The organism is Embleya sp. NPDC127516, assembly GCF_044765325.1.
GTDB lineage: Bacteria > Actinomycetota > Actinomycetes > Streptomycetales > Streptomycetaceae > Embleya.
On sequence record NZ_JBIWJT010000025.1, the window covers coordinates 117,307 to 139,937 of the forward strand.

General features: G+C 71.5%; 25 protein-coding genes, 1 pseudogene and 1 riboswitch. Of the genes and pseudogenes, 14 read left to right on the forward strand and 12 right to left on the reverse strand.

The features are described from left to right. The first annotated feature begins 165 nt into the window (after nt 1-165). Genes ACIRL2_RS36800 through ACIRL2_RS36810 form a run of 3 tightly spaced genes read left to right on the forward strand, consistent with a single transcriptional unit; the run spans nt 166 to nt 3,310 of the window. Nucleotides 166-1,140 (forward strand): ABC transporter permease, encoded by a 975-nt coding sequence (locus ACIRL2_RS36800; protein WP_402238165.1) that lies wholly within the window; start codon nt 166-168, stop codon nt 1,138-1,140. After that, nucleotides 1,140-2,180: an ABC transporter ATP-binding protein gene (locus ACIRL2_RS36805; protein WP_395869887.1), complete on the forward strand. Its 1,041-nt coding sequence runs from the start codon at nt 1,140-1,142 to the stop codon at nt 2,178-2,180. Before ACIRL2_RS36800 ends, ACIRL2_RS36805 begins: the two co-directional genes overlap by 1 nt. After that, entirely contained in the window at nt 2,177-3,310 is a 1,134-nt protein-coding gene (locus ACIRL2_RS36810; RefSeq protein WP_402238168.1) for an ABC transporter ATP-binding protein, read from the forward strand. The genes ACIRL2_RS36805 and ACIRL2_RS36810 overlap by 4 nt, the downstream gene beginning before the upstream one ends. A gap of 137 nt (nt 3,311-3,447) precedes the next feature. Here the strand turns inward: ACIRL2_RS36810 and ACIRL2_RS36815 are convergent, their stop codons facing one another. Beyond that, nucleotides 3,448-4,320 carry an SDR family NAD(P)-dependent oxidoreductase gene (locus tag ACIRL2_RS36815; RefSeq protein ID WP_402238171.1) on the reverse strand — a complete coding sequence of 291 codons (873 nt, stop codon included), beginning with the start codon at nt 4,318-4,320 and terminating at the stop codon, nt 3,448-3,450. Between the two features lie 344 nt (nt 4,321-4,664). On the opposite strand from ACIRL2_RS36815, the gene ACIRL2_RS36820 reads away from it, so the two are divergent. The 3 genes from ACIRL2_RS36820 to ACIRL2_RS36830 are packed head-to-tail and all read left to right on the forward strand — an operon-like array spanning nt 4,665 to nt 7,733. Beyond that, nucleotides 4,665-5,045 (forward strand): acyl carrier protein, encoded by a 381-nt coding sequence (locus tag ACIRL2_RS36820; protein WP_402238200.1) that lies wholly within the window; start codon nt 4,665-4,667, stop codon nt 5,043-5,045. 1 nt (nt 5,046) lies between these two features. After that, nucleotides 5,047-6,297 (forward strand): beta-ketoacyl-[acyl-carrier-protein] synthase family protein, encoded by a 1,251-nt coding sequence (locus ACIRL2_RS36825; protein WP_402238173.1) that lies wholly within the window; start codon nt 5,047-5,049, stop codon nt 6,295-6,297. Continuing rightward, complete coding sequence (locus ACIRL2_RS36830; protein ID WP_395869878.1) at nt 6,294-7,733, forward strand: hypothetical protein; 1,440 nt, start codon at nt 6,294-6,296, stop codon at nt 7,731-7,733. Before ACIRL2_RS36825 ends, ACIRL2_RS36830 begins: the two co-directional genes overlap by 4 nt. Nucleotides 7,734-8,133: 400 nt before the next feature. On the opposite strand, the gene ACIRL2_RS36835 is transcribed toward ACIRL2_RS36830, so the two are convergent. The 7 genes from ACIRL2_RS36835 to ACIRL2_RS36865 all read right to left on the reverse strand — a co-directional run bounded on the left by ACIRL2_RS36835 (nt 8,134) and on the right by ACIRL2_RS36865 (nt 16,969). Next, complete coding sequence (locus ACIRL2_RS36835; RefSeq protein ID WP_395869877.1) at nt 8,134-8,754, reverse strand: hypothetical protein; 621 nt, start codon at nt 8,752-8,754, stop codon at nt 8,134-8,136. Nucleotides 8,755-10,141: 1,387 nt separating this feature from the next. Continuing rightward, the gene (locus ACIRL2_RS36840; protein WP_402238175.1) at nt 10,142-10,918 is read right to left on the reverse strand and encodes an enoyl-CoA hydratase; all 777 of its coding nucleotides are present in this window, start codon (nt 10,916-10,918) and stop codon (nt 10,142-10,144) included. Next, nucleotides 10,915-11,841, reverse strand: a complete 927-nt coding sequence (mmsB, locus tag ACIRL2_RS36845) for a 3-hydroxyisobutyrate dehydrogenase (protein WP_395869871.1) — start codon at nt 11,839-11,841, stop codon at nt 10,915-10,917. The genes ACIRL2_RS36840 and mmsB overlap by 4 nt, the downstream gene beginning before the upstream one ends. Then, nucleotides 11,838-12,917, reverse strand: coding sequence for an enoyl-CoA hydratase/isomerase family protein (locus tag ACIRL2_RS36850; protein WP_395869870.1), 1,080 nt, complete (start codon nt 12,915-12,917; stop codon nt 11,838-11,840). The genes mmsB and ACIRL2_RS36850 overlap by 4 nt, the downstream gene beginning before the upstream one ends. Continuing rightward, the gene (locus tag ACIRL2_RS36855) at nt 12,914-14,056 is read right to left on the reverse strand and encodes an acyl-CoA dehydrogenase family protein (protein WP_402238178.1); all 1,143 of its coding nucleotides are present in this window, start codon (nt 14,054-14,056) and stop codon (nt 12,914-12,916) included. The genes ACIRL2_RS36850 and ACIRL2_RS36855 overlap by 4 nt, the downstream gene beginning before the upstream one ends. Nucleotides 14,057-14,060: 4 nt before the next feature. Next, complete coding sequence (locus tag ACIRL2_RS36860; RefSeq protein ID WP_402238180.1) at nt 14,061-15,560, reverse strand: CoA-acylating methylmalonate-semialdehyde dehydrogenase; 1,500 nt, start codon at nt 15,558-15,560, stop codon at nt 14,061-14,063. 201 nt (nt 15,561-15,761) lie between these two features. Next, a riboswitch (cobalamin riboswitch) is annotated at nt 15,762-15,932 on the reverse strand. Between the two features lie 200 nt (nt 15,933-16,132). Then, entirely contained in the window at nt 16,133-16,969 is an 837-nt protein-coding gene (locus tag ACIRL2_RS36865; protein WP_402238182.1) for a hypothetical protein, read from the reverse strand. A 267-nt stretch (nt 16,970-17,236) separates the two neighbouring features. On the opposite strand from ACIRL2_RS36865, the gene ACIRL2_RS36870 reads away from it, so the two are divergent. Together ACIRL2_RS36870 and ACIRL2_RS36875 are read left to right on the forward strand one after the other, a co-directional pair. Beyond that, nucleotides 17,237-17,614, forward strand: coding sequence for a nuclear transport factor 2 family protein (locus tag ACIRL2_RS36870; protein ID WP_402238185.1), 378 nt, complete (start codon nt 17,237-17,239; stop codon nt 17,612-17,614). Between the two features lie 202 nt (nt 17,615-17,816). After that, nucleotides 17,817-18,152 (forward strand): DUF1330 domain-containing protein, encoded by a 336-nt coding sequence (locus ACIRL2_RS36875; protein WP_402238187.1) that lies wholly within the window; start codon nt 17,817-17,819, stop codon nt 18,150-18,152. Nucleotides 18,153-18,172: 20 nt separating this feature from the next. On the opposite strand, the gene ACIRL2_RS36880 is transcribed toward ACIRL2_RS36875, so the two are convergent. Further along, complete coding sequence (locus ACIRL2_RS36880) at nt 18,173-18,517, reverse strand: hypothetical protein (RefSeq protein WP_395869858.1); 345 nt, start codon at nt 18,515-18,517, stop codon at nt 18,173-18,175. Nucleotides 18,518-18,611: 94 nt separating this feature from the next. Here ACIRL2_RS36880 and ACIRL2_RS36885 point away from each other — a divergent pair, with 94 nt between their 5' ends. Both ACIRL2_RS36885 and ACIRL2_RS36890 read left to right on the forward strand, forming a co-directional pair. Next, entirely contained in the window at nt 18,612-18,905 is a 294-nt protein-coding gene (locus tag ACIRL2_RS36885; RefSeq protein ID WP_395869857.1) for an ArsR/SmtB family transcription factor, read from the forward strand. Beyond that, complete coding sequence (locus tag ACIRL2_RS36890) at nt 18,902-19,288, forward strand: VOC family protein (protein ID WP_395869855.1); 387 nt, start codon at nt 18,902-18,904, stop codon at nt 19,286-19,288. Before ACIRL2_RS36885 ends, ACIRL2_RS36890 begins: the two co-directional genes overlap by 4 nt. A 252-nt stretch (nt 19,289-19,540) precedes the next feature. Here the strand turns inward: ACIRL2_RS36890 and ACIRL2_RS36895 are convergent, their stop codons facing one another. After that, entirely contained in the window at nt 19,541-19,777 is a 237-nt protein-coding gene (locus ACIRL2_RS36895) for an SIP domain-containing protein (RefSeq protein WP_402238202.1), read from the reverse strand. A gap of 13 nt (nt 19,778-19,790) precedes the next feature. Here ACIRL2_RS36895 and ACIRL2_RS36900 point away from each other — a divergent pair, with 13 nt between their 5' ends. The 3 genes and pseudogenes from ACIRL2_RS36900 to ACIRL2_RS36910 all read left to right on the forward strand — a co-directional run bounded on the left by ACIRL2_RS36900 (nt 19,791) and on the right by ACIRL2_RS36910 (nt 20,760). After that, on the forward strand, nt 19,791-20,024 hold the full coding sequence (locus ACIRL2_RS36900) for a hypothetical protein (protein ID WP_395869853.1): 234 nt from the start codon (nt 19,791-19,793) through the stop codon (nt 20,022-20,024). 31 nt (nt 20,025-20,055) lie between these two features. Then, nucleotides 20,056-20,139: pseudogene (locus ACIRL2_RS36905) on the forward strand (DUF899 domain-containing protein); the annotation flags it as partial. A gap of 168 nt (nt 20,140-20,307) precedes the next feature. After that, on the forward strand, nt 20,308-20,760 hold the full coding sequence (locus ACIRL2_RS36910; RefSeq protein WP_395870007.1) for an iron chaperone: 453 nt from the start codon (nt 20,308-20,310) through the stop codon (nt 20,758-20,760). Nucleotides 20,761-21,053: 293 nt separating this feature from the next. Here the strand turns inward: ACIRL2_RS36910 and ACIRL2_RS36915 are convergent, their stop codons facing one another. Continuing rightward, nucleotides 21,054-21,371 carry a hypothetical protein gene (locus tag ACIRL2_RS36915; protein WP_395869852.1) on the reverse strand — a complete coding sequence of 106 codons (318 nt, stop codon included), beginning with the start codon at nt 21,369-21,371 and terminating at the stop codon, nt 21,054-21,056. A gap of 125 nt (nt 21,372-21,496) precedes the next feature. Further along, the gene (locus ACIRL2_RS36920) at nt 21,497-21,961 is read right to left on the reverse strand and encodes a GNAT family N-acetyltransferase (protein ID WP_395869850.1); all 465 of its coding nucleotides are present in this window, start codon (nt 21,959-21,961) and stop codon (nt 21,497-21,499) included. 9 nt (nt 21,962-21,970) lie between these two features. Here ACIRL2_RS36920 and ACIRL2_RS36925 point away from each other — a divergent pair, with 9 nt between their 5' ends. Further along, a complete protein-coding gene (locus ACIRL2_RS36925; protein ID WP_402238192.1) occupies nt 21,971-22,291 on the forward strand; it encodes a hypothetical protein in 321 nt (106 codons plus the stop codon). The last annotated feature ends 340 nt before the right edge of the window (nt 22,292-22,631 follow it).

A 22,631-nucleotide genomic window follows, 5' to 3' on the forward strand; every position in this document is an offset into this window, starting at 1 on the left:
CGGCTTTCTGGGCCCACAACTCCCGCTCCCGCTTGGGTAACTTCCGCGGGGGGGGGGGGGGGCCCCGGCCCCCCCGGGGGGGGGGGGGGGCCCGGCCCCCCCCGCCCCCCCCCCCGCCGCCGGGCCGCCCGGCCGCTCCCCGGTCCGACCTCCAGTGAGGGCCCCATGTTCCGATTCCTGGTGCAGCGACTGCTCGGCGCGGCGCTGATCCTCTTCGTCGTCTTCACCGTCACCTTCTTCCTGTTCTTCGCGATGCCGGACGACCCGGCCCGGCTGTCCTGCGGCAAGACCTGCACGCCCGAGACGCTCACCCTGATCCGACGCGACCTGGGCCTGGACGAGTCGGTACCGATGCAGTACTGGCACTACATCGTCGGCGTCTTCGCCGGCCGCGACTTCGGCTCCTCGCACTGCTCCGCACCGTGCCTGGGCTACTCGTTCGTCAACCACGAGCCCGTGCTCGACACCCTGCTCGACCGCTTCCCCGCCACCCTGTCGCTGGCCCTGGGCGCCTCGGTGATCTTCCTCGGCGTCGGCATCATGATCGGCATGCTCGCGGCGCTGCGCCGCGGTACCTGGCTGGACAAGGCCACGATGGCGTTCTCGCTGATCGGCGCCTCGGTGACCATCCAGTTCCTCGGGGTGATCGCCCGCTACGTCCTGGTCGACCAACTGCGCTGGCTGCCCAAACCCGAGTACATCCCGCTCCTCGACGACCCCGGCGGATGGACGGGCGGGCTGCTGTTGCCCTGGCTGACGCTGGCCTGCGTACAGGCCGCGGTGTACGCACGACTGACCCGGGCGTCGATGATCGACGCACTCGGCGAGGACCACGTACGCACCGTGCGGGCGAAGGGATTGACCTCCCGTCAGGTCTACGCCAAACACGCGTGGCGGGGCGCGATCACCCCGGTGGTGACCGTCTACGGCATCGAACTCGGCGTCCTGCTCGGCGGCGCGGTGGTCACCGAGACCACCTTCAACATCCCCGGCATCGGCAAACTCGCGGTGAACGCGGTCGCCAACTCCGATCTGCCGATGATCACCGGCGTGGTGCTGATCGCCGCCACCGCGATGGTGCTCGCCAATGTCGCGGTGGACGCCGTGTACGCCGTCATCGACCCCCGGGTGCGTGTGTGATGACCCCTCCCCTCCTCGCGGTCCGTGATCTGCGGGTGCGCTTCGCCACCGAGGGCGGCGTGGTCAAGGCCGTCGACGGCGTCTCCTTCGACGTCGAACGCGGCCGCACACTCGGCATCGTCGGCGAGTCCGGTTCCGGCAAGAGCGTCACCAACCTCACCCTGCTCGGTCTGCACAACCCCGCGCGCACCACCATCGAGGGCAGCGCGATCCTGGACGGGACGGAGCTGGTCGGCGCCCCCGAACGCGTCCTGCGGGACCTGCGCGGGCAACGCGTGTCGATGGTGTTCCAGGACCCGCTCACCGCCCTGTCGCCGTACTTCACGGTCGGCGCGCAGATCGTCGAGACCTACCGCCGGCACACCGGCGCCGGCCGACGCGAGGCCACGGCCCGCGCCGTCGACATGCTCGACCGGGTCGGCATTCCGCAACCCGCCCGCCGGGCCCGGGAGTTCCCGCACCAGTTCTCCGGCGGCATGCGCCAACGCGCGATGATCGCGATGGCGCTGGTGTGCGAACCCGACCTGCTGATCGCCGACGAACCCACCACCGCGCTCGACGTCACCGTGCAGGCCCAGATCCTGGACCTGCTCGCGGAGTTGCAGGAGCAGTTGGGCACCGCGATCATCCTGGTCACCCACGACCTCGGGGTGATCGCCGACGTCGCCGACGACGTGCTGGTGATGTACGCGGGCCGCGCGGTCGAGTTCGGCGCGGTCGGCGAGGTCCTGGACACGCCCCGGCATCCGTATACCCGAGGTCTGCTCGCCTCGGTCCCGCGTTTGTCCGACGCCCTGGACCGGCCGCTGCGACCGGTGCCGGGCTCGCCGCCCAGCCTGCTCGCGCCGCCGCCCGGCTGCGCCTTCCATCCGCGCTGCGCGCAGGTGATCGACAGCCCCGAGACACCGTGCCGCACGGTGCTCCCCCTGTTGGAGCGCGTGCACGCGGGACCCGGCGGCAGCGAGCACGCCGCCGCCTGCCATCTGGACGGGGCGCCGGGCACCGCCGCGCCGACGGACCTGCGAGGAGCCACCCCATGAAGACCGAGTCACTCGACGCGCCCGAGGCGCCGCTGCTCCGGGTGAGCGGACTGACCAAGCACTTCCCCACGGGCCGAAGCCTGCTGCGCCGTCGCACCGGGGCCGTGCGCGCGGTCGACGGCGTCGACCTGACCGTCGGCGCCGGGCAGAGCATCGGCCTGGTCGGCGAGTCCGGGTGCGGCAAGTCCACGACCGGGCGCCTGATCACCCGACTGCTGGAGCCGAGCGCGGGCACCATCGCCTACCGGGGCCGCGACATCACACACGCCTCGCGCCGCGAACTGGCGCCCATCCGCGCGCAGATCCAGATGATCTTCCAGGATCCGTACTCGTCCCTGAACCCGCGCCACACCATCGGCACCATCCTGCGCGCCCCGCTGGACGTCAACGACATCGATCCACCCGGCGGACGCGAGCGCCGGATCGGGGAACTCCTGGAGACGGTCGGCCTCAACCCCGAACACCGCAACCGTTTCCCGCACGAGTTCTCCGGCGGGCAGCGGCAACGCATCGGCATCGCCCGGGCGCTTGCCGCCGGGCCCAGCCTGATCGTGGCCGACGAACCGGTGTCCGCACTGGACGTGTCCATCCAGGCACAGGTGATCAACCTGCTCGGGGATCTGCGGCGCGATCTGGGCATCGCGTTCGTGTTCATCGCGCACGACCTGGCCGTGGTCCGGCACTTCTGCGATCGGGTGATGGTGATGTACCTCGGGCGCGTCGTGGAGAGCGCCGACCGCGACTCGCTGTACGAACGGGCCCACCACCCGTACACCCACGCGCTGTTGTCCGCCGTGCCCGGCGCGACCGGCCCGGACGGCACCCGGCTCGAGCGCATCCGGCTGAGCGGGGACGTACCCAGCCCGATCGACCCGCCCTCGGGTTGCCGGTTCCGCACCCGCTGCCACAAGGCGCAGGACGTGTGCGCGACGACCGAACCGCCGCTGATCACGCTGGAGGGTCGACCCGGACACGAGGTGGCCTGCCACTTCCCGGAGCCGGTCAAGACGCAGCCCGTGCGGACGACCGGGCCCGTGCGGCGCCGGTCCGTGGATCGTGGGACCGTCGCAACCCTGGCGCCGGCGACAGCCGGGCAGTCGCCACCCACCGGAAAGGCCGCGCACCCGTGACCCGAAGAGCCCCCGCCGACTTACCCCGCACCCTGCCGCTCCCGCGCCGATAACGACTCGGAGCAACACCGGGTCCATCCAAGCCTGCCGCCGCGGAGGGAGGCCGCGCCGCGTGACCGGAAGGCTCGGCCGGGGGCCTACGGCCGTGGCTCCATGGGGCCGGGGACGCGGGCCTCCACCGAGACGTCGGGCACGTTCCGCGCTTCGCGCACGGTGGCGGCGGAGCCGTGGACGGCACCCGTGAGGGTGGTGAAGTCCTTGGCCAGACCGGGCAGGGTCAGGAGCCGGCGGGGGGTGTGCCGCAACAGGCCCGCCAGCACCTTGTAGCGCAGGCTCGGCACGCAGACGACCGGCGGGCGGCGTCGGTGAATGGCCCGCACCGCCCGCTCCGCGACGTACGGCGACGCGAGCGTGAGCGAAGGAGGCGGCGCGGCGATGCCGGCACCGAGGTGGAACCGGGAGGCGGTGTAGCCGAGTACGAGCGCGGTCAACGCCACCGGTGACGTGCGCACGCGCCGGGAGTAGGCGAACGACTCGGTCATCACCAGTTCGTACGCCTTCGTCGCGCCGTACGCCGTGCCCTGCCAGACCGGGGCGAGAGCGGACACCGAGGACACCGTCAGGATGCGGCCGTTGCCCCGCCGGAGCATCTCCGGCAGCGCGGCGTGGACGAGCCGCGACGGGGCGACCACGTTGAGGTCGAGCAGGCGCCGCTCGTCCGCCCAGGCCGTACGTTCGAACGAAGTGCCCAGACCCGCACCGGCGTTGTTGACCAGGATGTCGACGTCACGCGCCGCGGCGGCCACCCGTTCGAGGTCGTCCTCGACGGTCAGGTCGGCGGGCAGCGCGCGCACCGACACGTCGTGCTCCTTCTCCAACTCGACCGCGAGAGCGTCCAGCGATTCGGCGCCGCGGGCGACCAGCACCAGATCGTGGCCGCGGGCGGCGAGAGCGCGCGCGAGGTCGGCACCGATGCCGTGACTGGCGCCGGTGACCAGGGCCGTGGACATCGCTGCCCTACTTTCTCTCCGAGGGTTTTCGTTCCGAGGTGTCCGGGATCGTTAACCGAACGGGCCCCGGAAAGGTCACGCGCCGCCGCCGCGGCCCCGGTCCGGGCACGTGCGGCTGCGTACTTGCGGGTGAACATCAACGCGTCGTCCGGCCCTGTTCCCAGTGCATCACCCCAGGTGGAGGGCGGTTCCGGGGCCATGGGAGACGCGTGGCGGGAATTTTGCCCGAGCCTTCGCCACCGATACACAAGGTGCTCGATCGCATACCCGATCGGTGCCGTACGAGCACGCGCCGCCGGGTGTGCGCGGTCCCACCGAGCAGGAAGGCATTCCCCGTGTACGCGATGCTGTGTGAGTTGCTGGTCGAGGAGTTCGGCATCGACGCCGGGGATGTCGTTCCGGAAGCGACCTTCAGCGCGCTGGAGTTGGACTCGTTGTCGATGGCGGAGCTGGCCGTCATCATCGCGGACCAGACGGGCAAGGACTTCAGCAGGCTCGGCGAATTGGGCAAGGACACCACGCTGGCCCAGGCCGTCGCCGCGTTCGAGGCCGCCCCACAGGCCGAACCGTTCGTCCGGACCGCCCCGCCCTCCGCCACCGCACCCGCCGCCACCGAACCCACCTCCGAGGCGCCCGCCGCCACCGCGCCCGCCGCCGAGTCGGCCTCGCCCCCCGTCCCGGCCCCGGCACAGCCTCCGGCCCCTGTCGCGTCCCCGGCGAGCTGAGATGACCTCCTCCGAGGTTGCGGTCACCGGCCTGGGCCTGGTGACCGCCGGCGGGATCGGAGTCGAAGCCACCTGGCGGACCCTGTGCGCGGGGCTGTCCACCGCTCGCCGCGACCCGGGGCTGGCCGGTCTGCCCGTGGACATCTCCTGCAGGGTGCCCGGCTTCGCCCCGGACGCCATCCTCGGCCGGAGACTGTCCCGGCGGATGGACCGCAGCGCGCAGATGACCGTCGTCGCCGCCCGCGAGGCCCTGGCCGACGCCGCGCTGGATCCCGGGACTTGGGACCCCACCCGCGTCGGCGTCGTCATCGGCGCGGGCGGACCGTCCATGGAATCCCTGCTGACCTGCATGGAGAGGCTGCTCACGGACCGGGTCACCGCCATCTCCCCGGCCGGTCTGCCCCGCTCGCTGCCCAACACCGCGGCCACCGAGGTCGGCCTCGACCTCGGCGCCCAGGGCACCAACTTCGCGCCCGCCGCCGGCTGCGCCTCCGGCGCGACGGCACTGGGCGTCGCCCGCGACCTGCTACGCGCGGGCACCCTGGACATCGTCTTCGCCGGCGGTGTCGACATCATGTGCAACCCACTCACCGCGGCCGGCTTCGCCCAGTTGGGCGCCCTGTCCACGCACCCCGGCGACCCGGCGCACGCCTGCCGGCCGTTCGACGCCGAACGGGACGGATTCGTCCTGGGCGAGGGCGTGGGCGTCGTGGTGCTGGAGCGCCCGGAGCACGCACGCGCCCGCCGCGCCCGGGTGCGATCCCTGCTGTCCGGCTACGGCGCCGCGAACGACGCCCACCACCTCACCGCGCCGCACCCCGACGGCCGCGGCGCGCGACTGGCCACCCTCGCGGCCCTGGCCGACGCCGGTTGGAATCCGGCCGACGTCGACCACGTCAACACGCACGGCACCGGCACACGGCTCAACGACGCCGCCGAGGCGCGTTTCCTTGCGGCCACCTTCGACCGCTGCCCACCGATCACCGCCGTCAAGAGCGTGCTGGGCCACACCGGCGGCGCGGGTGGCGCAATCGAGGCGATCGTGACCGTCCTGACCCTCGAACACGGGAGCATTCCACCCACCGCCAACCACCACCGCACCGATCCGGACCTGGATCCGGACCTGGACGTGGTCGCCAAGACCCCGCGCCGCCCCGCCCGCTTGAACACCGCGATCTCCACGTCGGTCGCGTTCGGCGGGCAGAACGCCGTCCTCGCCTTCCGCACAGCAACGTCAGGAGCTCCTTCATGACCACCGTAACCCGGGCGGAATCGACATCGGCGCCATCCGCCGCCCCGGCCCCGGGTCGACGGCTCGACGAGTTGGACTGGTGGCGTTCGTGCACGGTCCGGGTCATCGACCCGGCTCCCGAACTGTCCGACGTGACACGCTCGTTCCTGCACGACCTGGCGGCGGCGTTCGATCGCGGCGGGCACCGGGTGATCCCGCCGGGCGAGAACGAGACCAGGTTCGACGTGGTCCTGGTGGGCGTGTCCGTACCCGACGGCCCCGAGCCGCTGGCCGACCGGATCGTGGAGGAACAGACCCCGCTGATGCTCAAGCTCCGCAAGGAGCAGGGCCGGCAGGGCACGGTCGGGCGGCTGGTGGCGGTGGCGGAAGTGCCCGAGCGGCTGAGCGAGATGTCGCACCCCGAGGTGGTGCGCGCCGCGCGGATCCTGATGGCCAGGGTGGGTGTGTTCACCGTCGTGTTCATCACGCCCGGCACGGTGCCCGGTGAGGTTGCCGAGGCGACGCTGTGCACGATGGAGGGCGGACACCCCACCGAGACCGAGAAGGTCGCCCAGGGCATCTGCGACCGGCTGGTCTCCGCGGCCTGCGCGCACGAGGTGGCCGGCCGGCACGACGTGGTGCCCGACGCCATCACCGCCGACGCGTGGGCCGCGGCCCACGCGCCGCGGAGCCTGGCCGTGGCCGGGACGCGGATGGGGGACCTCGGGCTGTTGCCGGCCCCACACGCGATGCGCGACTTCGTGTCGCCCCGGTTGAGCCGCACCTACGCGATGTACCTCAATCTGCAGGGATTCAGCGAGGGCATGCTCTTCGCGTTCGATCCCGACCTGAACGCGCTCGTGGTCACCGCGTCCGGACGCTGGGGTGTGGACAAGCGGGACCTCTCCGACACCGACCTCGTGGCCGTCGACTACCGGCTGAACCGGGGCCGGTTGCGGGTTCTGGCCCCCGAGGGTGCGCGGCCGATGGCGCCGTCGGTGGAGGCGTGGGAGGTGTGCGCGCTGTTCGAGGCGGCGCCCACCGTACGGGTCGGCAGGAACGCGGCGGGGCATTGGCAGTGGGACCCCGACGGTACCCACGAGGTACCGGCCATCCGGGCGGGCCTGCACGCGCACGTCGGTGTCTCGTACGCCGACCCGGCCCTGATCGAGACCATCCCGCCTGACCGGGAGCACTATCCGTACGGCTTCGGCTGCGGGACGGACCTGATGATCGACGTCGCCCGCTCCACGCTGGCCGCCTCGCGGGCCCTGCACGACCCCGCGGACACCCGCCACTACGTGCGCTGGCCGATGCTCTACCACGGCGAGATGGCCCTGGAACTGTGGGGACCCGAGCAGCCCGACGAGCCGCTGCGCGGCCTCTTGGACCTCTTCGACCCGAACGGCCTGGGGGCTGTGCGCTTCCACCCGGACCACATCGACCAGCCCTGCTGACCATCCGGCGGCGGTGACGCGGACGGTGTGGTGACTGCCGCCCACGGAACCCCGGCGAACGGGGCGGGTGTTCCGCCGGTGCGGGCAGGACGGGCGCGATTCCCGTCCTGTCCGCGGCGTGCCGACTCCCGGAATCGGCCGCGACGGTCGCTCGGGCGACCGGCGCGTTGGTGCGACGCTTGCGCGCGAACAGCGGCGATAGACGGAATCTGCCCCGCGGGTGTCGGCCCATGGGCACATCGAGGCGGCGAATCCCCGGGCGTTTCGGGGCGGGGTCGATTCCGACCTCGCCCGGGGGTGTCGCCGTGGTCAGGGTCGCGGTGAACCGTTCGAGGTCGTCGGAACCGAGCGCTTCGAGCAGCCGCGTCTACCTCGGCGCGCGTCGCAGGCGCGGCCGGGGCTATGTCGGGTCGCCGTGCGGCGCCTGATCCCGCGCCGGGAGCAGGGCGATACCCGACCTGAAGCGCATGGCGCCCGGTAGGTCCAGATTGCAGTGGCGACTGGCGACGACTCTTTCCTGCATCGCCAACGTGCCGGTGGTCGTGCAGGTGCCACAGCGCAGCGACGTCAGGTGGGCTTGGCGGACGACCGCCAGCATCCCCTCGACGTCGAAGGCGACAGTGAGGCCGATCTCCAGGGTGCCGACCCGGACACCGTCGACCCTCAGGTCGACGCAGGGGCGATGGGTGGACGTGACCTGGTGGGTTGCCAGAGCGACGACCTCCTCGGTGTCCGGGGCGGCACGGGTGCGTCGCGCGGCCTCGACCATCGCGCCGTGCTTGGCCCATCCGGCGGCCACGAGATCGAGGAGATCCAGGCTCAGGAAGCCGTTGACCACCGAGGCGACCTCACGCTCGACGGTCCGGCTCGCGTTGTCCGTGAGACCTTGGGCTCCGCGCTCGAGGATCGTGGCGACCTCGTGTTCGCGAGCCGCGTCGACGAGCGTTTCCGTGGCGGCTTCGACGTCGTCGCCGAACAACAGTTCGCGCACGGACGTGGGATGCGGCACGGCGTCGGTCATGGGTCCACCTCCTTGATGGTCTGTTCACCGGGGTCCGAACGAGGTTCGAGCCGTACCGTCCGGCTCGCTCCGCGCGTGTCCCTGACGTCCTGCACCCCATCCGACGCGAAACCCGGTCGCAGCACCGCACGGACGTGTCGACGGGTCCATCGCGGTCCCCGCCGTTGGTGGGAGAAGCCCAAGTAGCCCGCGAGCGCGGCCACCAGGAGACCGCCGATCACCACCGCCCCGATCACCCAGCCCGAGCCCGAGCTCGAGCCGGCTCCGGTGCCGGGCACCGCAGACGACGACGGAGAGCGGGTTGCGGTCGGCTGCCGAGAAGAACCCGGTCCGGTGCCCGTGGTGACTTCGAAGGAGGCGGAGGCGTCCGCTTCCGCACATCGCGCCGAAACCTGGTGGCTCCCCTTCGACGCGCCCTTGGGGACCACGAACCGGACGCTGAAACTGCCCCCGTTCGGGGTAACCGGCGCATCGAGGGAGGCGACGCCGGCACCGTCCCAACGAATGTCGATCCGGGATCCGGGACGGCACGCGGAGAAGGCCGAACCGGAGATCGCCACCGTCATGCCGGCACCGCCCCTCACGGGGGCCAGGACCAGAGCGGGGCGGGATCGAGGATCAGGCGCAGGCGTCGTCCCCGGGGAGGGAGGCCGCTTGCTCTGGGAGGGTGGTGGAGCCGTCGTTCCCCGAGGGCGAGGGGGCGGGGTCGGAACCACGGGGGAGGGACCGTCCGGTGGATAGGTGACCGGTGGCGGTTTCGGTGGTGGGGGAGGCTCCGGTGCCAGAGGTGGAGGTGGAGGTGGCGGTGGCGGTGGTGGCGGTGGCGGAGGTGGCGGAGGCGGCGGTGGCGGAGGCGGCGGGGGTGGCGGGGGTGGCGGTGCAACCTGGGTGTGCGCGATGCCCATCGGCGCCATGACGCCGGCTCCGACGCAGAGCAGCGCACCCAGCAAACCCGAGACCGCGATCAGTCGCCGGCTCCGCCCGGGCGCCGGGCGCCGGGTGGGACCCTCGGACTCTTCCACCGCTGATCCTTCCGCGTATCCCCGACCGGAGAGCAGGCTCGCGACTCGATCGGAGCCGTGGCGAAGCGCGTTCCGGCGCGCACGACGCACCGGAACGACTCCCGTTCAGGCAAACATGGGACCGCGGGCATCGCATCCGGATGGCCCGGCGACACACCGGACGTGGACCGCGCAAAAGAGTGGACCATCGGTCATGCCGCTTGGCGGCACCCGACAGGTTCGGCCGGATCGCGGTGGCGCGAGAACCGGGCCTGGGCTGTCCGTCGTGACCGGGTACGGCCGCGGGGTGATGTCCGGGGCGTCCTCGACGGCCGCCCGGCCGCTCGGCCCCTGATCCGGGGCCGAGCGCGCTCCATCCCCTTGGATCAGCGGTGGATGAACGAAGGCGGGCGCTTTTCGGTGAAGGCCGCCATGCCCTCCTTCTGGTCGGCGGTGGCGAACGTGGCGTGGAAGAGGCGGCGTTCGAAGCGCACACCCTCGGCCAGAGTGGTCTCGAAGGCGCGGTTGACACTCTCCTTGGCCATCATCGCGATCGGCGCGGACATGCCCGCGATGATCTCGGCGGTGGCCAGGGCCTCGGTGAGCAGGTCGGCGGCTGGCACGACCCGCGAGACCAGGCCGGCGCGTTCGGCCTCCTCGGCGTTCATGGTGCGGCCCGTCAGACACAGGTCCATGGCCTTGGCCTTGCCGACCGCCCGGGTCAGGCGTTGCGAGCCGCCGATGCCGGGGATGACGCCGAGCTTGATCTCCGGCTGGCCGAACACGGCGGTGTCGGCGGCGAGGAGGATGTCGCACAGCATGGCGAGTTCGCATCCGCCGCCGAGCGCGTAGCCGGAAACCGCGGCGATGGTGGGCTTGCGGACCTCGCCGAGTCGGTCCCACGCGGAGAACCAGTCGGCGAGGTAGACGTCCATGTAGTCGTTGGGCTGCATCTCCTTGATGTCGGCGCCGGCGGCGAACGCCTTGGCGGACCCGGTGATCACCAGACAGCCGATGTCGGGATCGCGGTCGAGCGTGGTCGCGGCGTCGACGACCTCGGCCATCACCTGGAGGTTCAGGGCGTTCAGGGCCTTCGGGCGGTTGAGGGTGATCACCGCGGTGCGGTCGTGCCGCTCCAGCAGGATGGTCTCGTAGTCGCTCATGTGGTGCGGTTTCCTTCGTTCGCGCCGGTGTCGGCGTGGTCTCTGATGGAGTGGATGACGGCGGAGAAGTCGCGCTCGGCGCCGCCGTTCTCGGCGAACGCCGTGTACACCTCGGCCGCGTGCAGCCCGAGCTCGGCGGACACCCCGCCGGCCCGGATCGCGTTCGCCGCCAGCCGCAGATCCTTGGCCATCAGGGCCGCGGCGAACCCGGGCCGGTAATCGTGGTCGGCCGGGCTGCCCGGAACCGGCCCGGGCACCGGGCAGTTCGTGGTCAGCGCCCAGCACTGACCGGACGCCGCGGAGGCCACGTCGAACAACGCCTGGTGGGAGAGCCCGAGTTGCTCGCCAAGCACGAACGCCTCGCTGACCGCGATCATCGTGACGCCCAGGATCAGGTTGTTGCAGATCTTCGCCGCCTGCCCGGCGCCGGGAGGGCCGCAGTGCACGACGCGGCGGCCCATCGCGGTCAACACCGGCTCGACCGCGGCGAAGTCCTCGTCGGCGGCGCCGACCATGAAGGTGAGCGTTCCGGCGACCGCGCCGACCACCCCACCGGACACCGGCGCGTCCAGCGACCGGCGTCCGGAGGCGCCCACCGCCTCGTGCGCGGCGTGTGCGTCCGCGACGTCGATGGTGGAGCAGTCGACGAACACCGCACCGGCGGGCGCCGCCGCCAACAAGCCGGCGGAACCCCGGTAGCAGGCCAACACGTGCGGCCCGCTCGGCAACATCGTGATCACCACATCCGCGTCCGCGACGGCCTCGGCGGGGGAGGCCGCGATGCGCACACCGCTCTCCCGCGCGCGCTCCAGCGCCTCCGGGACCAGGTCGTACCCGGTGACCCGGTGTCCGGCGGCGACCAGGTTGGCGGCCATGGGGCCGCCCATGTTGCCCAATCCCACGAATGCGATCGCGGTGCTCATCGGCAGGCCTCCTCGGTCGAGGGCGAGATCGCCAGGCCCAACTCGCGTGCGCCCAGCGGTTCGAAGAATGCGGCGACCTGCTCGGGCCGTACGGCTTCGAGCGTGTCGGGGGACCAGCGCGGCGCGCGATCCTTGTCGATCACCTGGGCACGGATGCCCTCGGCCAGGTCGGGCGTGCCCAGCGCCACCGTCGAGACCCGGTACTCCTGATCCAACACGGCCTCCAGGGAAGCGAGTTCGCGAGCCCGCCGGAGGCTCGCCAGGGTGACCTTGAGCGCGGTGGGCGACTTGGCCCGGATGTGCTCGGCGGCCTGCTTCGCGGCCTGCTCCCCATCGGCCTCGAGGCGTTCGAGGATCTCCTCGACGCTGTCGCTCGCATAGCACGCGTCGATCCACCCACGCCGCTCGACGAGTTCACCGCCCGGCGCCGGCTCGGCGAACCGCGCCACGACCTCGCCGCTGTCGCGGCCGGCCAGCGCCTCCAGGGCCGCGTCGAGCCGGTGCGAGGGGATGAAGTGGTCGGCGAGCCCGCAGGCGATCGCGTCGCCGGGGCCGATCGCCGAACCGGTGAGCGCCAGATGGGTGCCGCACTCGCCCGGCGCGCGGGCGAGCAGGTGGGTGCCGCCGACGTCGGGGACGAACCCGATGCCGGTCTCGGGCATGGCGATCGTCGAGCGTTCGGTGACGATCCGCAGGCCGCCGTGCGCGGACACACCGACACCGCCACCCATCACGATGCCGTCCATGACCGCGACATAGGTCTTGGGATAGCGGGCGATGTGGGCGTTGAGCCGGTACTCGTCGCGCCAGAAGTCCAGACTGCCGGTGCCGCCGCCGACGGCGTCGGCGTGGATGGCCCGGATGTCGCCACCCGCGCACAGCCCACGCTCGCCCGCGCCGGTGATCACCACCAGTCGCACGTCCTCGTCGTGCTCCCACGCGGTGAGCGCGGCGTCGATCCCGCGAACCATGGCGTGGGTGAGGGCGTTGAGCGCCCGGGGCCGGTTGAGCACGATCCGGCCCAGGCCCGCCTGACGGCGGGTCAGTACCGTCTCCTGCTCCGTCGTGGAGGTCATCGGGTCGCTCCGATCAGTCCGCGCGCGACGATCACGCGCATGATCTCGTTGGTTCCTTCGAGGATGCGGTGCACCCGCAGGTCGCGGACGATCTTCTCGATGCCGTAGTCCGCGAGGTAGCCGTAGCCGCCGTGCAGTTGCAGCGCGCGGTCGGCCACCGAGAAGGCGGTGTCGGTGGCGAACCGCTTGGCCATCGCGCACAGTTGCGGCGCGGCAGGATCGCCCTGGTCCAGGCAGGACGCCGCGTGCCGGACCAGCGTGCGCGCGGCCTCCAACTCGGTTGCCATGTCAGCGAGTTCGAAACGCAACGCCTGGGCGTCGATCAGCTTGGCGCCGAATGCCTCCCGATCGGTGAGGTGAGCCACGGCGGCGTCGAGGGCCGCCCCCGCGCCGCCCAGCGAGCAGGCGGCGATACCGATCCGGCCGCCGTTGAGGCCGCCCATCGCCATCCGGAAGCCGTCGCCCTCGGCGCCCAGCCGGTGGGAGACCGGCACACGCACGCCGTCCAGGACCACCTGGCGGGTGGGCTGGGCGTTCCAGCCCATCTTCAGCTCGTTCGCGCCGAAGGACAGCCCGGGTGAGTCGGCTTCCACGACGAACGCGGAGATCCCGTCGGCGCCGTCCCCGCCGGTCCGCGCCATCACCGCGTACACCGCCGAGGACCCGGCGCCGGAGATGAACTGTTTCACCCCGTGCAGGACATAGTGGTCCCCGTCGCGCACCGCGCGCGTGCGCAGTGCGGCGGCGTCGGACCCCGCGCCCGGTTCGGTCAGGCAGTAGCTGGCCAGACCGCGCATCGCGCACAGGTCCGGGAGCCACCTGTGGCGCTGCTCGGCGTTGCCGTGGCGGTCGATCATCCAGGCGACCATGTTGTGGATGGAGTAGTAGGCGGCGATGCTCGGGCAACCGCCGGCCAACGCCTCGTAGATCAGTGCGGCGTCCAGTCGGCTCAGACCCGAACCGCCCACGTCCTCACGGACGTTGATGCCGCCGAGACCGAGGTCGGCGCCCTTGCGCAGGACATCGACGGGGAAGTGCTTGGTGCGGTCCCACTCGATCGCGTGCGGGGCGAGGTGCTCGCGGGCGAAGTCCCGCGTCGTCTCGACGATCGCGAGCTGATCCTCGGTGAGGGTGCTCATCGGGTCAGCCCATCGTGGGGATGGTGAAACTCGCGGCCTCGCGTGCACCGGAGAACCAACGCGAGGTGATCGTCTTGGTCCGGGTGTAGAAGCGGATCGAGTCGGGTCCGTGCTGGTTGAGGTCGCCGAATCCGGACCGCTTCCACCCGCCGAACGTGTGGTAGGCCACCGGTACCGGGATCGGCACATTGACGCCGACCATGCCGGTGTTCACTCGGCGACCGAAGTCGCGGGCGGTGTCGCCGTCGCGGGTGAAGATCGCCACGCCGTTGCCGTACTCGTGCTCGCTCGCCAGTCGCAGCGCGTCCTCGTAGTCGGCCGCGCGCAGCACCGACAGGACCGGACCGAAGATCTCCTCGCGGTACACCCGCATCGAGGGCGTGACGTGATCGAACAGCGACGCGCCGACGAAGTAGCCGTCCTCGTGGCCGGGGACGCGCACGTCACGGCCGTCGACGAGCAGCTTCGCGCCCTCGCGCACGCCGATGTCCAGGTAGTCGTGCACCCGAGCGAGCGCGTCCCGACCCACCAACGGGCCGAAGTCGGCGTCGCGATCGTGGGAGGGGCCCACCCGCAGCGTGGCGATGCGCTCGACGAGCTTGGCCACCAGCGCGTCCGCGGTCTCCGCGCCGACCGGAACCGCGACGGAGATCGCCATGCAGCGCTCGCCCGCGGAGCCGTATCCGGCGCCGATCAGGGCCTCGACGACCTGGTCGAGGTCCGCGTCCGGCATCACGATCAGATGATTCTTGGCGCCGCCGAAGCACTGGGCGCGCTTGCCGCGCGCGGTGGCCGAGGTGTACACGTACTCGGCGATCGCGGTCGAGCCGACAAAGCCCAGCGCCTGGACGCGCGGGTCCTCCAGCAGTGTGTCGACGGACTCCTTGCCGCCGTTGACCACGTTCAGCACACCCGGCGGCAGTCCCGCCTCGAGGAAGAGCTCGGCCAGGCGCAGCGGTACCGAGGGGTCGCGTTCGGACGGCTTGAGGACGAACGCGTTGCCGCACGCGATGGCCGGGGCGATCTTCCACAGCGGGATCATCGCCGGGAAGTTGAACGGGGTGATGCCGGCGACCACACCGACCGGCTGGCGCAGCGAGTGCACGTCGATGCCGGTACCCGCGTTGTCGGTGAACTCGCCCTTGAGCAGGTGCGGGATGCCGACGGCGAACTCCACAACCTCCAGGCCGCGTTGCAGGTCACCGTGGGCGTCGGCGATGGTCTTGCCGTGCTCGGCCGACAACAGCTCGGCGAGCGAATCGCGTTCGGGCTCGACCAGTTGCAGGAATCGGGAGAGCACCCGGGCGCGCTTTTGCGGGTTCCAGGCGGCCCACGCCGGTTGTGCCTGCTCGGCGTCGGCGATCGCCGCCAGCGTGTCGGCGCGGTCGGCCAGCGGGACGCGCGCCTGCACGCGTCCGGTGTTGGGGTCGTACACGTCGCCGAACGCGCCGGACGCGCCTTGGACGTGCTTGCCGCCGATGAAGTGGGAAAGCTCGCGGACCATGAACGACCTGTCTCTCGTCAGGTGCGATCCGGAGGCGGGGCAATGACCCGACCACGGCAACCGCCGCTTCGGGGAGCGGAGTTGCCGAGGTCGGGTGGCACGTGAGGGTGGTCAGGCGAGCCCGACGACCTCGACGTTCGCAAGATCGTCCGGGGCGAGTGCGCAGACCGGCGTCATGCGTGTTTGCTCCATCCTCGTGGACAACACGGATATACCCGCGGCCGGTATCCTGACTTCCGGATCGACACACGCCGCCCGCCTTCCCGGCTTTCGCCAGTGGCGTGGTGCCTCGGCAGCGCACTCCCCGGTCACAGTGGCGGGACCGTGCCGGATTCACACCGACTTCCCTGCACCGCGGACCTTGTAGTTCAAGACGATATAGTCGGACGTCCTAGTAAGTCCAGCGCCGATCGAGCTTGATCGCGTGCGGGAGCGACGTGACGAGGTGGCGGTCCGGGCATCGCGAGGACGTCACCGCCGGAACGGGGGCGGCGGGTGCACGCGTGCGCACGTTCGACGTGTGGTGCCGGTGCCTTGCCGTGCCGGAGGGGGATCTGCGCCCGCCTGCGCGGCTATCGGATGTGCTTCGGCTCCGTGACGGCCGTGGTGGGTTCGAGCCGCACCGCCGCGGCGGCGCACGCCTCGACTCGGGCGCGGGCAAGTCCGATGGCCGGGTGGGCGTACGCCAGACGCTCCGCGTTCGCCAGTGCGGCGCGGGCGGCGTCCGGGTCGCCCGCGGCGGCCGAACAGATCGCAAGCAGACATTCGCACTCGGCGCCCATCCAGCGACTCCGTTGCCGTGCGGCGCGCCGACGCCATCGGCGAGCCCGCGCCGCCGCCCGCTCCACGCGCCCCTCGTACAGGTCCAAGGCGAACTCGGCCACGCAGCCCCTGCGGCGATGGGCCCGCCCGGAACCCGCCACGGCGGGGCGCAGTGTGGGCAACATCGCGGCCGCGTCCGCCGAACCCTGGACCAGCAGCATCGCGGAGAAGTCGGTGTGCGCGTGCGACATCATGCGGCCGAGCGCGTCGTCGCGAGGATGCGCCGCCGACCACCGGCGCACGACCTCCGCCCCCGCCGGGCCGTGTCCTCGCGCGAAGAGCACCATGCACTGGGACACGGCCCCGAGCGCCTGACCCACAGGCGTGTCGGGAAAGCCCTTGCTGTGCTCGTGCGCCCCCTCGACGTCACCACGACGCAGCGCGCGGATCACCTGCGCGTTCCGCTTCAGCGCGACCCGGTCCGCCTTGGAAGGCAACAGCGGCAACCCCACACCGGCTCGTTGGTGCATTCCCAGCCCCAGGAAGGCCAGGTAGCCCAAGAGCAGCCCCGCGACGATCCCCGAGGGACCTCGGACCAGCAGAAACGGGACCGCGAAGGAGGCCGCGAGGGATAGCGGCAAAATCACCCGAACAAGTATGCGCACGACGAGAGTATGGGGGTCACCGGGCGCGGACGACATGCGGTGCCGATGGTTTCCGGCAGACCTGTCCGCACGGACCGCCGCCCCATGGGGTGTCGCATACCGATGCAAGTACTGATGCGTGACTGATTCCGAGGCGCTCGATCGTCCGTAACGTCTTGACCTGCGGAAAGCAGGACTGGAACCGCGCAGGACAAAGCACTGGAACCCGTCGGGCACGCCCGGCGGAGCGACCCGGAAAGGACGGACGCCATGAGCGCCGCCATCGACTACACCGCCACCGTCGAGAACTACCTGGCCGGCTGGAACGAGCCGGACGCGGACAAGCGCCGCGCGCTGGTGGCGTCCGCGTTCACCGAGGACGCCACGTATACCGACCCGCTGGGTGCCGTGGTCGGGCACGACGGGATCACCGGCCTCATCGGCGTGGTCCAGGGCCAATTCGCCGGACTGGTGTTCACCCTCGGCGGCCCGGTGGACGGGCACCACGACGTCGTCCGGTTCCAGTGGCACCTCGGCCCCGAGGGCGCAGAGGCGCCGGTCGTCGGGTTCGACGTCGCGGTCCTGGATGCGACGGGCCGGATCAAGGCCGTACACGGCTTTCTCGACAAGGTCCCCGCCGGTCTGTGACGCACGGGCCGCCGCGGCCCGGACCGATCGACGCGCGCCCGCATACCGCGGGTCCGGGCGGCGCCCTTCCCTTCCCGGATCCGCGTCCCCCGAGGAACCCGAACGCACCTGCCGGACCGGCTGCCCGTCGGCCCGTCGCCCGGCAGCGACCCCGACGCAATGCCCCCACCGCTCGTGGAATCGACCCCCCGAAGGAGTAGCCATGCCCGCCTACATCATCGCCAACCTGCAGGACGCCGCCCCGCACCCCGAGATCGCCGACTACATCGAACAACTCCCCGGCACCTTCCGGCCCTACGGCGGCCGTTACCTCGTGCACGTCACGTCCCACGAGGTGCTGGAGGGCAGTTGGGCCGGGAGCGTCGTGATGATCGGCTTCCCCGGGGTCGCCGAGGCGCGGGCCTGGTGGGACTCGCCCGCGTACCGCAGGATCGCGCCACTGCGCTCGCGGCACATCAAGGGCGACATCATCCTGATCGAGGGCGTGCCGGAGGGGTACGACCCGAGCGGCGCCGTACAGGCCCTGCGCGCCGAGTAGCGCTCGGGTTCGGCTGGTGGTCAGCCCGTGCCCAGAGCGTCCGCCGCCCTGGTCAGGTCCGCGGCGATGTGGTCCCAGTCGGGTCCGTGCAGCCACAGGTTCTCGGCGGCCTCGCGCATCAGCGCCGGCTCGTCCGGGCGTTGCAGGAGCACGAGCCGGTAGGACAGGTTGCGGATCCAGACCGGCAGGCGGCCGTCGACCAGGTGCGGGGACAACTCGCGCAGCATGGCGAGGATCGAATCCGCGTCGGCGAAGGTCAACTCCTCGACGAAGTAGGACTCGCGGTGTTCGAGGTCGCACGGCGGCGTGGGTCGGTACTCGTCGCCGTAGAGGCAGCGTGCGTGCTCCGTCAGGCTGCTGTGCATGTCCCGGAGCCTACGACACCACGACAACCCTCGTGGTCCGATCGCGCCCCTCTCGATTTGATAGGCAAGTGGATACTTGCCTATGGTGGTGGGCATGACGGAGGACGTCTTCAAGGCCCTGGCCGACCCCACCCGTCGGCGCATCCTCGACGAGCTGGTGGAACGGGACGGCCAGACCCTGTTCGAGATATGCAGCCGGTTGGTGACCAAGCACGGTCTCGCCTTGTCCCGCCAGGCGGTCAGCCAGCACTTGGCCGTCCTCGAATCCGCGGGTCTTGTGCTTTCGCGGCGTCAGGGCCGCTACAAGTTCCACGAGCTGACCACCGAGCCCCTTGAGCGCATCGTGACCCGTTGGCTCAAGCCCGACGCATCCGGGAGCACGCCATGAGGATTCACCTTTCCAGCGTCTTCGTCGACGATCAGGAGAAGGCCCTGCGCTTCTATACGGACGTGCTGGGCTTCGTGAAGAAGGCCGAGGTCCCCCTCGGCGAGGTCCGGTGGTTGACCGTGGTCTCGCCGGAGGATCCCGACGGGACCGAACTGCTGCTGGAGCCGGACGGCCATCCCGCGGTGAAGCCGTACAAGTCGGCGCTGGTCGAGGACGGCATCCCGGCCGCGTCCTTCGCCGTGGCGGACGTGGACGCGGAGTTCCACCGGCTGAACGAACTCGGCGTGCGGTTCACCCAGAACCCGCTGAAGATGGGCCCGGTCACCACCGCGGTCTTCGACGACACCTGCGGCAACCTGATCCAGATCGTGCACAGCGCGTAGGAACCCCACGCAGGCACGGCCCCACCCACGCGCCCGCGCCGACCCGCCCGAACCACGCCGCTCGCGGCGTCGAGCGGCGAGGGCGCGATGAATCGGTGGAAGTACGAGTCGATCCGGTCCGGCTTCTCGGCTTTCGCCATCGGATTTGGGGCTACCGATCAACGCGCGCACGTTTTCGGGCGTCAGGCGCCGGTAGCGGTACTCGGTCGTGTCCGTGACCATCCTTCTCGTCTTGGGGAGGCTCGGTGGTTCTCAACTCGCCGCCGCGCGTCCTTCCTTCCGGTAGTCGGTGCAGGTGATGGCCGTCCGGGGAACACCGTGCTCCCGGACGAGCAGTCGCCGCGCCCCTTTGACCAGCCCGCTTTCGCCTGCGATCCAGGCGTACGGGGCGGCGGCGGGATGTCGGTGTCCGCCAGGGCCCGCAGAGCCCGTCGTCCCGGCGTCTCGTGCGCCGCCCGACCGTGGATCCAGCGCATATCCGGCCCTCAGCCTCGGCCACTACGTGCTGGGCCACACCATCGAGGAGCAGGCCCAGGCTCAGTTGTCCGCGGACGGGATCTGGAAGGACCGGAAGGATGCCTTGGTGGTGGGGCGGCCGGACTCCGAGTACGCGCGCACTGCGCTGACGTCGGCGTTCGATGCGGACCCGGCCGAACGCTTCGCCTACGGTGTGCGGCTGATTCTCGACGGCGTCCGCCGCGAACTCCCCGACGCACCGCCTCGGCCGGTCGGCTGACGCGGCGTTGATGAGCCCGGCCGGCGGCCGGGGTCCGACCAGCCGCCGACCACCGCCATGGAGCCGCCCGGGCGCGACCCCCGTGCAGACCCTCGGCCGGCACGGCCCACACCACCGACGGGGCTTCGGCCGGTGCCGATGCCCGGTCGACGTTCCGCGGAAACGGGAGAGTCGGCGACGCCCGATCCGCCCGCGCGTCAGGTACTGGTCGCTGCCTCGGCGCCGGGATAGGGTCCCATTTCAAGATCATTCACAGCATGATCATCGACGGGGGAGGTCTGTCATGGGCAACGACGACAGCGGCACGTACGAGGGCTTCACGGCCGAGGAGCGGGCCGCGATGAAGGAGCACGCCAAGGAGGGGAAGGCCGCCGCGCGCCGCAGCTCGCGCGCGGACAAGGCGGCGGAGGCGGAGCGGGACGTACTCGCGAAGATCGCCGAGATGCAGGACTCGGACCGGGTCATGGCCGAGCGCGTGCACGCCGTCATCACAGCCAACGCCCCGGTGCTCGCGCCGAAGCTCTGGTACGGCATGCCCTCCTACGCGCTGGACGGCAAGGTCGTCTGTTTCTTCCAGAGCGCGGAGAAGTTCAAGGCGCGCTACGCGACGCTCGGGTTCAGCGACCTGGCGAAGCTGGACGAAGGCCCCATGTGGGCGTCCGGGTTCGCGCTGGTCGAGGTGACGGCCGAGGTGGAGACGCGGATCGCCGCACTCGTGAAGCGGGCGGTCGGCTGAGGCCCGTCCGGCGAACGGACACCGGCGACTTCCTCCGTACGCGCGGCGCTCGGCGGCCTTGAGGGGGTCCGGGCCGTAGACGTCGTGGTCCATGGCGCGGGCGATCGCCGCGTACAGGGGCCGAGGTCGTCGACCTGCGGGTCGTCGGGCACGCGGCGTCGACGGCCCCACTTCCGCGGTCCGGGCCGACGCGCGCCGCCGACGCGCCGCCGAGACGGTAGGGCCGGCGGCGTCCGGAGCGGGACGGACCGGCAGGGGTCGGAACGCGGGAATCGTGAGGCTCCTCGGCGGCGTCACTCGCTCGGAGGCGCGCCCGTGCCCTGGATGTCGACCCGATCCCCCTGGCCGGCCCCGATGCGAATGCCGACCACCAGGAAGTTCTCGCGCGTGCCACAGGGCAGGCACAACCTTCCGTGGCCGGCCCGGTAGATCTCGTGCAGGTCTGTGCGGGACGCCGGGCTTCTGGGACTCAGTGTCGCGCTCCAGCCGATCGGTGTCGCCTCCGGCCCGGGGTCGTACAGGCGCTCTTCGTCGGCGTCCACGATCGCGTGGACGCCGATTCGCCGTCCGCTCGGCAGGACCACGACTGCCGAGCCCTCGTGATCCTTCATGGGTGCCAGTGTGGTCCGTCGCACGCCGTTCGGCACACGCAAACACGCGTGTCGCGATACGAGTTCGATCGAGCACACTATGTGTCCATCGGATGAACTCGCGCGATGCGCCCGGAAGTAGCGGGTCAGGAATGCGTTTGCTGGGCCTGCGGTCGGTGGAGGTAGAACAATTCGGGGTCACCCTCGTCGAGGCCGTGGACCAGACCGACCGGACTCCAGCCGGCCCGTTGGAGCAGTCGCTGCATCGGCTGGTTCGAGACGTTGGTCGAGGTGAACAGCTTCGGTGTCGCGCACGAGGCCGCCACAGTGTCCAACAACCGATGCCCGACGCCTTGTGCGCGCGCCGACGAGGCGACCATCAGCATGGTGACGAAGCCCTGTTCGAAGAACGTGTACTCGACGACGCAGTAGCCGAGCACGCCGGACGCGTCCTCCGCCACGACCGCCAGGCCCTCCCGGCACCACCGTCGGATGCTCGCCCGACGCGCGACGTCGCCTTCGATCGCCACCGCGTCGATTCCGACCAGTGCGTCGGAGTCCGACTCCCGCGCGCGGCGTACGACGAACTCGCCGACGTTCCCTGTGTTCACGAGCCCATATTGCCGGCGCGTACCGGAGGCGCACCGCACCTCAACGCACCTCAACGCACCGGAATCGGACCGCAGGCCCGTGTCGGCCCTCGCGACGACGACGCGACCTGGGCGCTCTACCTGACCGCGCTGATGTCCACCGCCCCCGGCGCGGTGGTTGCGATGGGCGACCCGGCCGAGGAGTCGCCGGTACCGCTGCTGCGCGACCGGCCGCTGGTCGGCGGCCTGCCGGCGGCGTACGTGTGTCGGCACTTCACCTGCGACGCCCCCGTGACCGACCCGGAGCAGTTGGCCGAACAGGTGCCGGCCAAGGCGGTGGCCCGAGCCTGAGCCGCCCCGCACGCGGGGCGGCTCGGCCCCTGCGGGGCCGGTTGCGCGTCCGCTGCGCGGCGGGGGTCCGGCCGGTCGCTCCGCGCTGGGTTGCTCGGTCCCTGCGGGGCCGGTTGCGCGTCCCCTACGGGTTCGGGGTCGGGCCGGTCTCTCCGAGCCGGGTTGCTCGGCCCCTACGGGGCGGGTCGCGCGTCCGCTGCGCGGCCGGGGCCGGGGCCGGGGCCGGGCTGGGCGCTGGGTGGGCGGGTTGGTGGTGTGGTGTGGGGGTGGCGGGCGCGTAGCGGACGTGCATCCCGGGCGCGTAGCGGACGGCCCGACCGTGACCGCGTAGCGGGCATGC

Excerpts from the sequence above, each read along its gene's own strand:
- ACIRL2_RS36800 (WP_402238165.1), top strand. The coding sequence starts at position 166 with ATGTTCCGATTCCTGGTGCAGCGACTGCTCGGCGCGGCGCTGATCCTC.
- ACIRL2_RS36805 (WP_395869887.1), top strand. The coding sequence starts at position 1,140 with ATGACCCCTCCCCTCCTCGCGGTCCGTGATCTGCGGGTGCGCTTCGCC.
- ACIRL2_RS36810 (WP_402238168.1), top strand. The coding sequence starts at position 2,177 with ATGAAGACCGAGTCACTCGACGCGCCCGAGGCGCCGCTGCTCCGGGTG.
- ACIRL2_RS36815 (WP_402238171.1), bottom strand. The coding sequence starts at position 4,320 with ATGTCCACGGCCCTGGTCACCGGCGCCAGTCACGGCATCGGTGCCGAC.
- ACIRL2_RS36820 (WP_402238200.1), top strand. The coding sequence starts at position 4,665 with ATGCTGTGTGAGTTGCTGGTCGAGGAGTTCGGCATCGACGCCGGGGAT.
- ACIRL2_RS36825 (WP_402238173.1), top strand. The coding sequence starts at position 5,047 with ATGACCTCCTCCGAGGTTGCGGTCACCGGCCTGGGCCTGGTGACCGCC.
- ACIRL2_RS36830 (WP_395869878.1), top strand. The coding sequence starts at position 6,294 with ATGACCACCGTAACCCGGGCGGAATCGACATCGGCGCCATCCGCCGCC.
- ACIRL2_RS36835 (WP_395869877.1), bottom strand. The coding sequence starts at position 8,754 with ATGACCGACGCCGTGCCGCATCCCACGTCCGTGCGCGAACTGTTGTTC.
- ACIRL2_RS36840 (WP_402238175.1), bottom strand. The coding sequence starts at position 10,918 with ATGAGCGACTACGAGACCATCCTGCTGGAGCGGCACGACCGCACCGCG.
- mmsB (WP_395869871.1), bottom strand. The coding sequence starts at position 11,841 with ATGAGCACCGCGATCGCATTCGTGGGATTGGGCAACATGGGCGGCCCC.
- ACIRL2_RS36850 (WP_395869870.1), bottom strand. The coding sequence starts at position 12,917 with ATGACCTCCACGACGGAGCAGGAGACGGTACTGACCCGCCGTCAGGCG.
- ACIRL2_RS36855 (WP_402238178.1), bottom strand. The coding sequence starts at position 14,056 with ATGAGCACCCTCACCGAGGATCAGCTCGCGATCGTCGAGACGACGCGG.
- ACIRL2_RS36860 (WP_402238180.1), bottom strand. The coding sequence starts at position 15,560 with ATGGTCCGCGAGCTTTCCCACTTCATCGGCGGCAAGCACGTCCAAGGC.
- ACIRL2_RS36870 (WP_402238185.1), top strand. The coding sequence starts at position 17,237 with ATGAGCGCCGCCATCGACTACACCGCCACCGTCGAGAACTACCTGGCC.
- ACIRL2_RS36875 (WP_402238187.1), top strand. The coding sequence starts at position 17,817 with ATGCCCGCCTACATCATCGCCAACCTGCAGGACGCCGCCCCGCACCCC.
- ACIRL2_RS36880 (WP_395869858.1), bottom strand. The coding sequence starts at position 18,517 with ATGCACAGCAGCCTGACGGAGCACGCACGCTGCCTCTACGGCGACGAG.
- ACIRL2_RS36885 (WP_395869857.1), top strand. The coding sequence starts at position 18,612 with ATGACGGAGGACGTCTTCAAGGCCCTGGCCGACCCCACCCGTCGGCGC.
- ACIRL2_RS36890 (WP_395869855.1), top strand. The coding sequence starts at position 18,902 with ATGAGGATTCACCTTTCCAGCGTCTTCGTCGACGATCAGGAGAAGGCC.
- ACIRL2_RS36910 (WP_395870007.1), top strand. The coding sequence starts at position 20,308 with ATGGGCAACGACGACAGCGGCACGTACGAGGGCTTCACGGCCGAGGAG.
- ACIRL2_RS36915 (WP_395869852.1), bottom strand. The coding sequence starts at position 21,371 with ATGAAGGATCACGAGGGCTCGGCAGTCGTGGTCCTGCCGAGCGGACGG.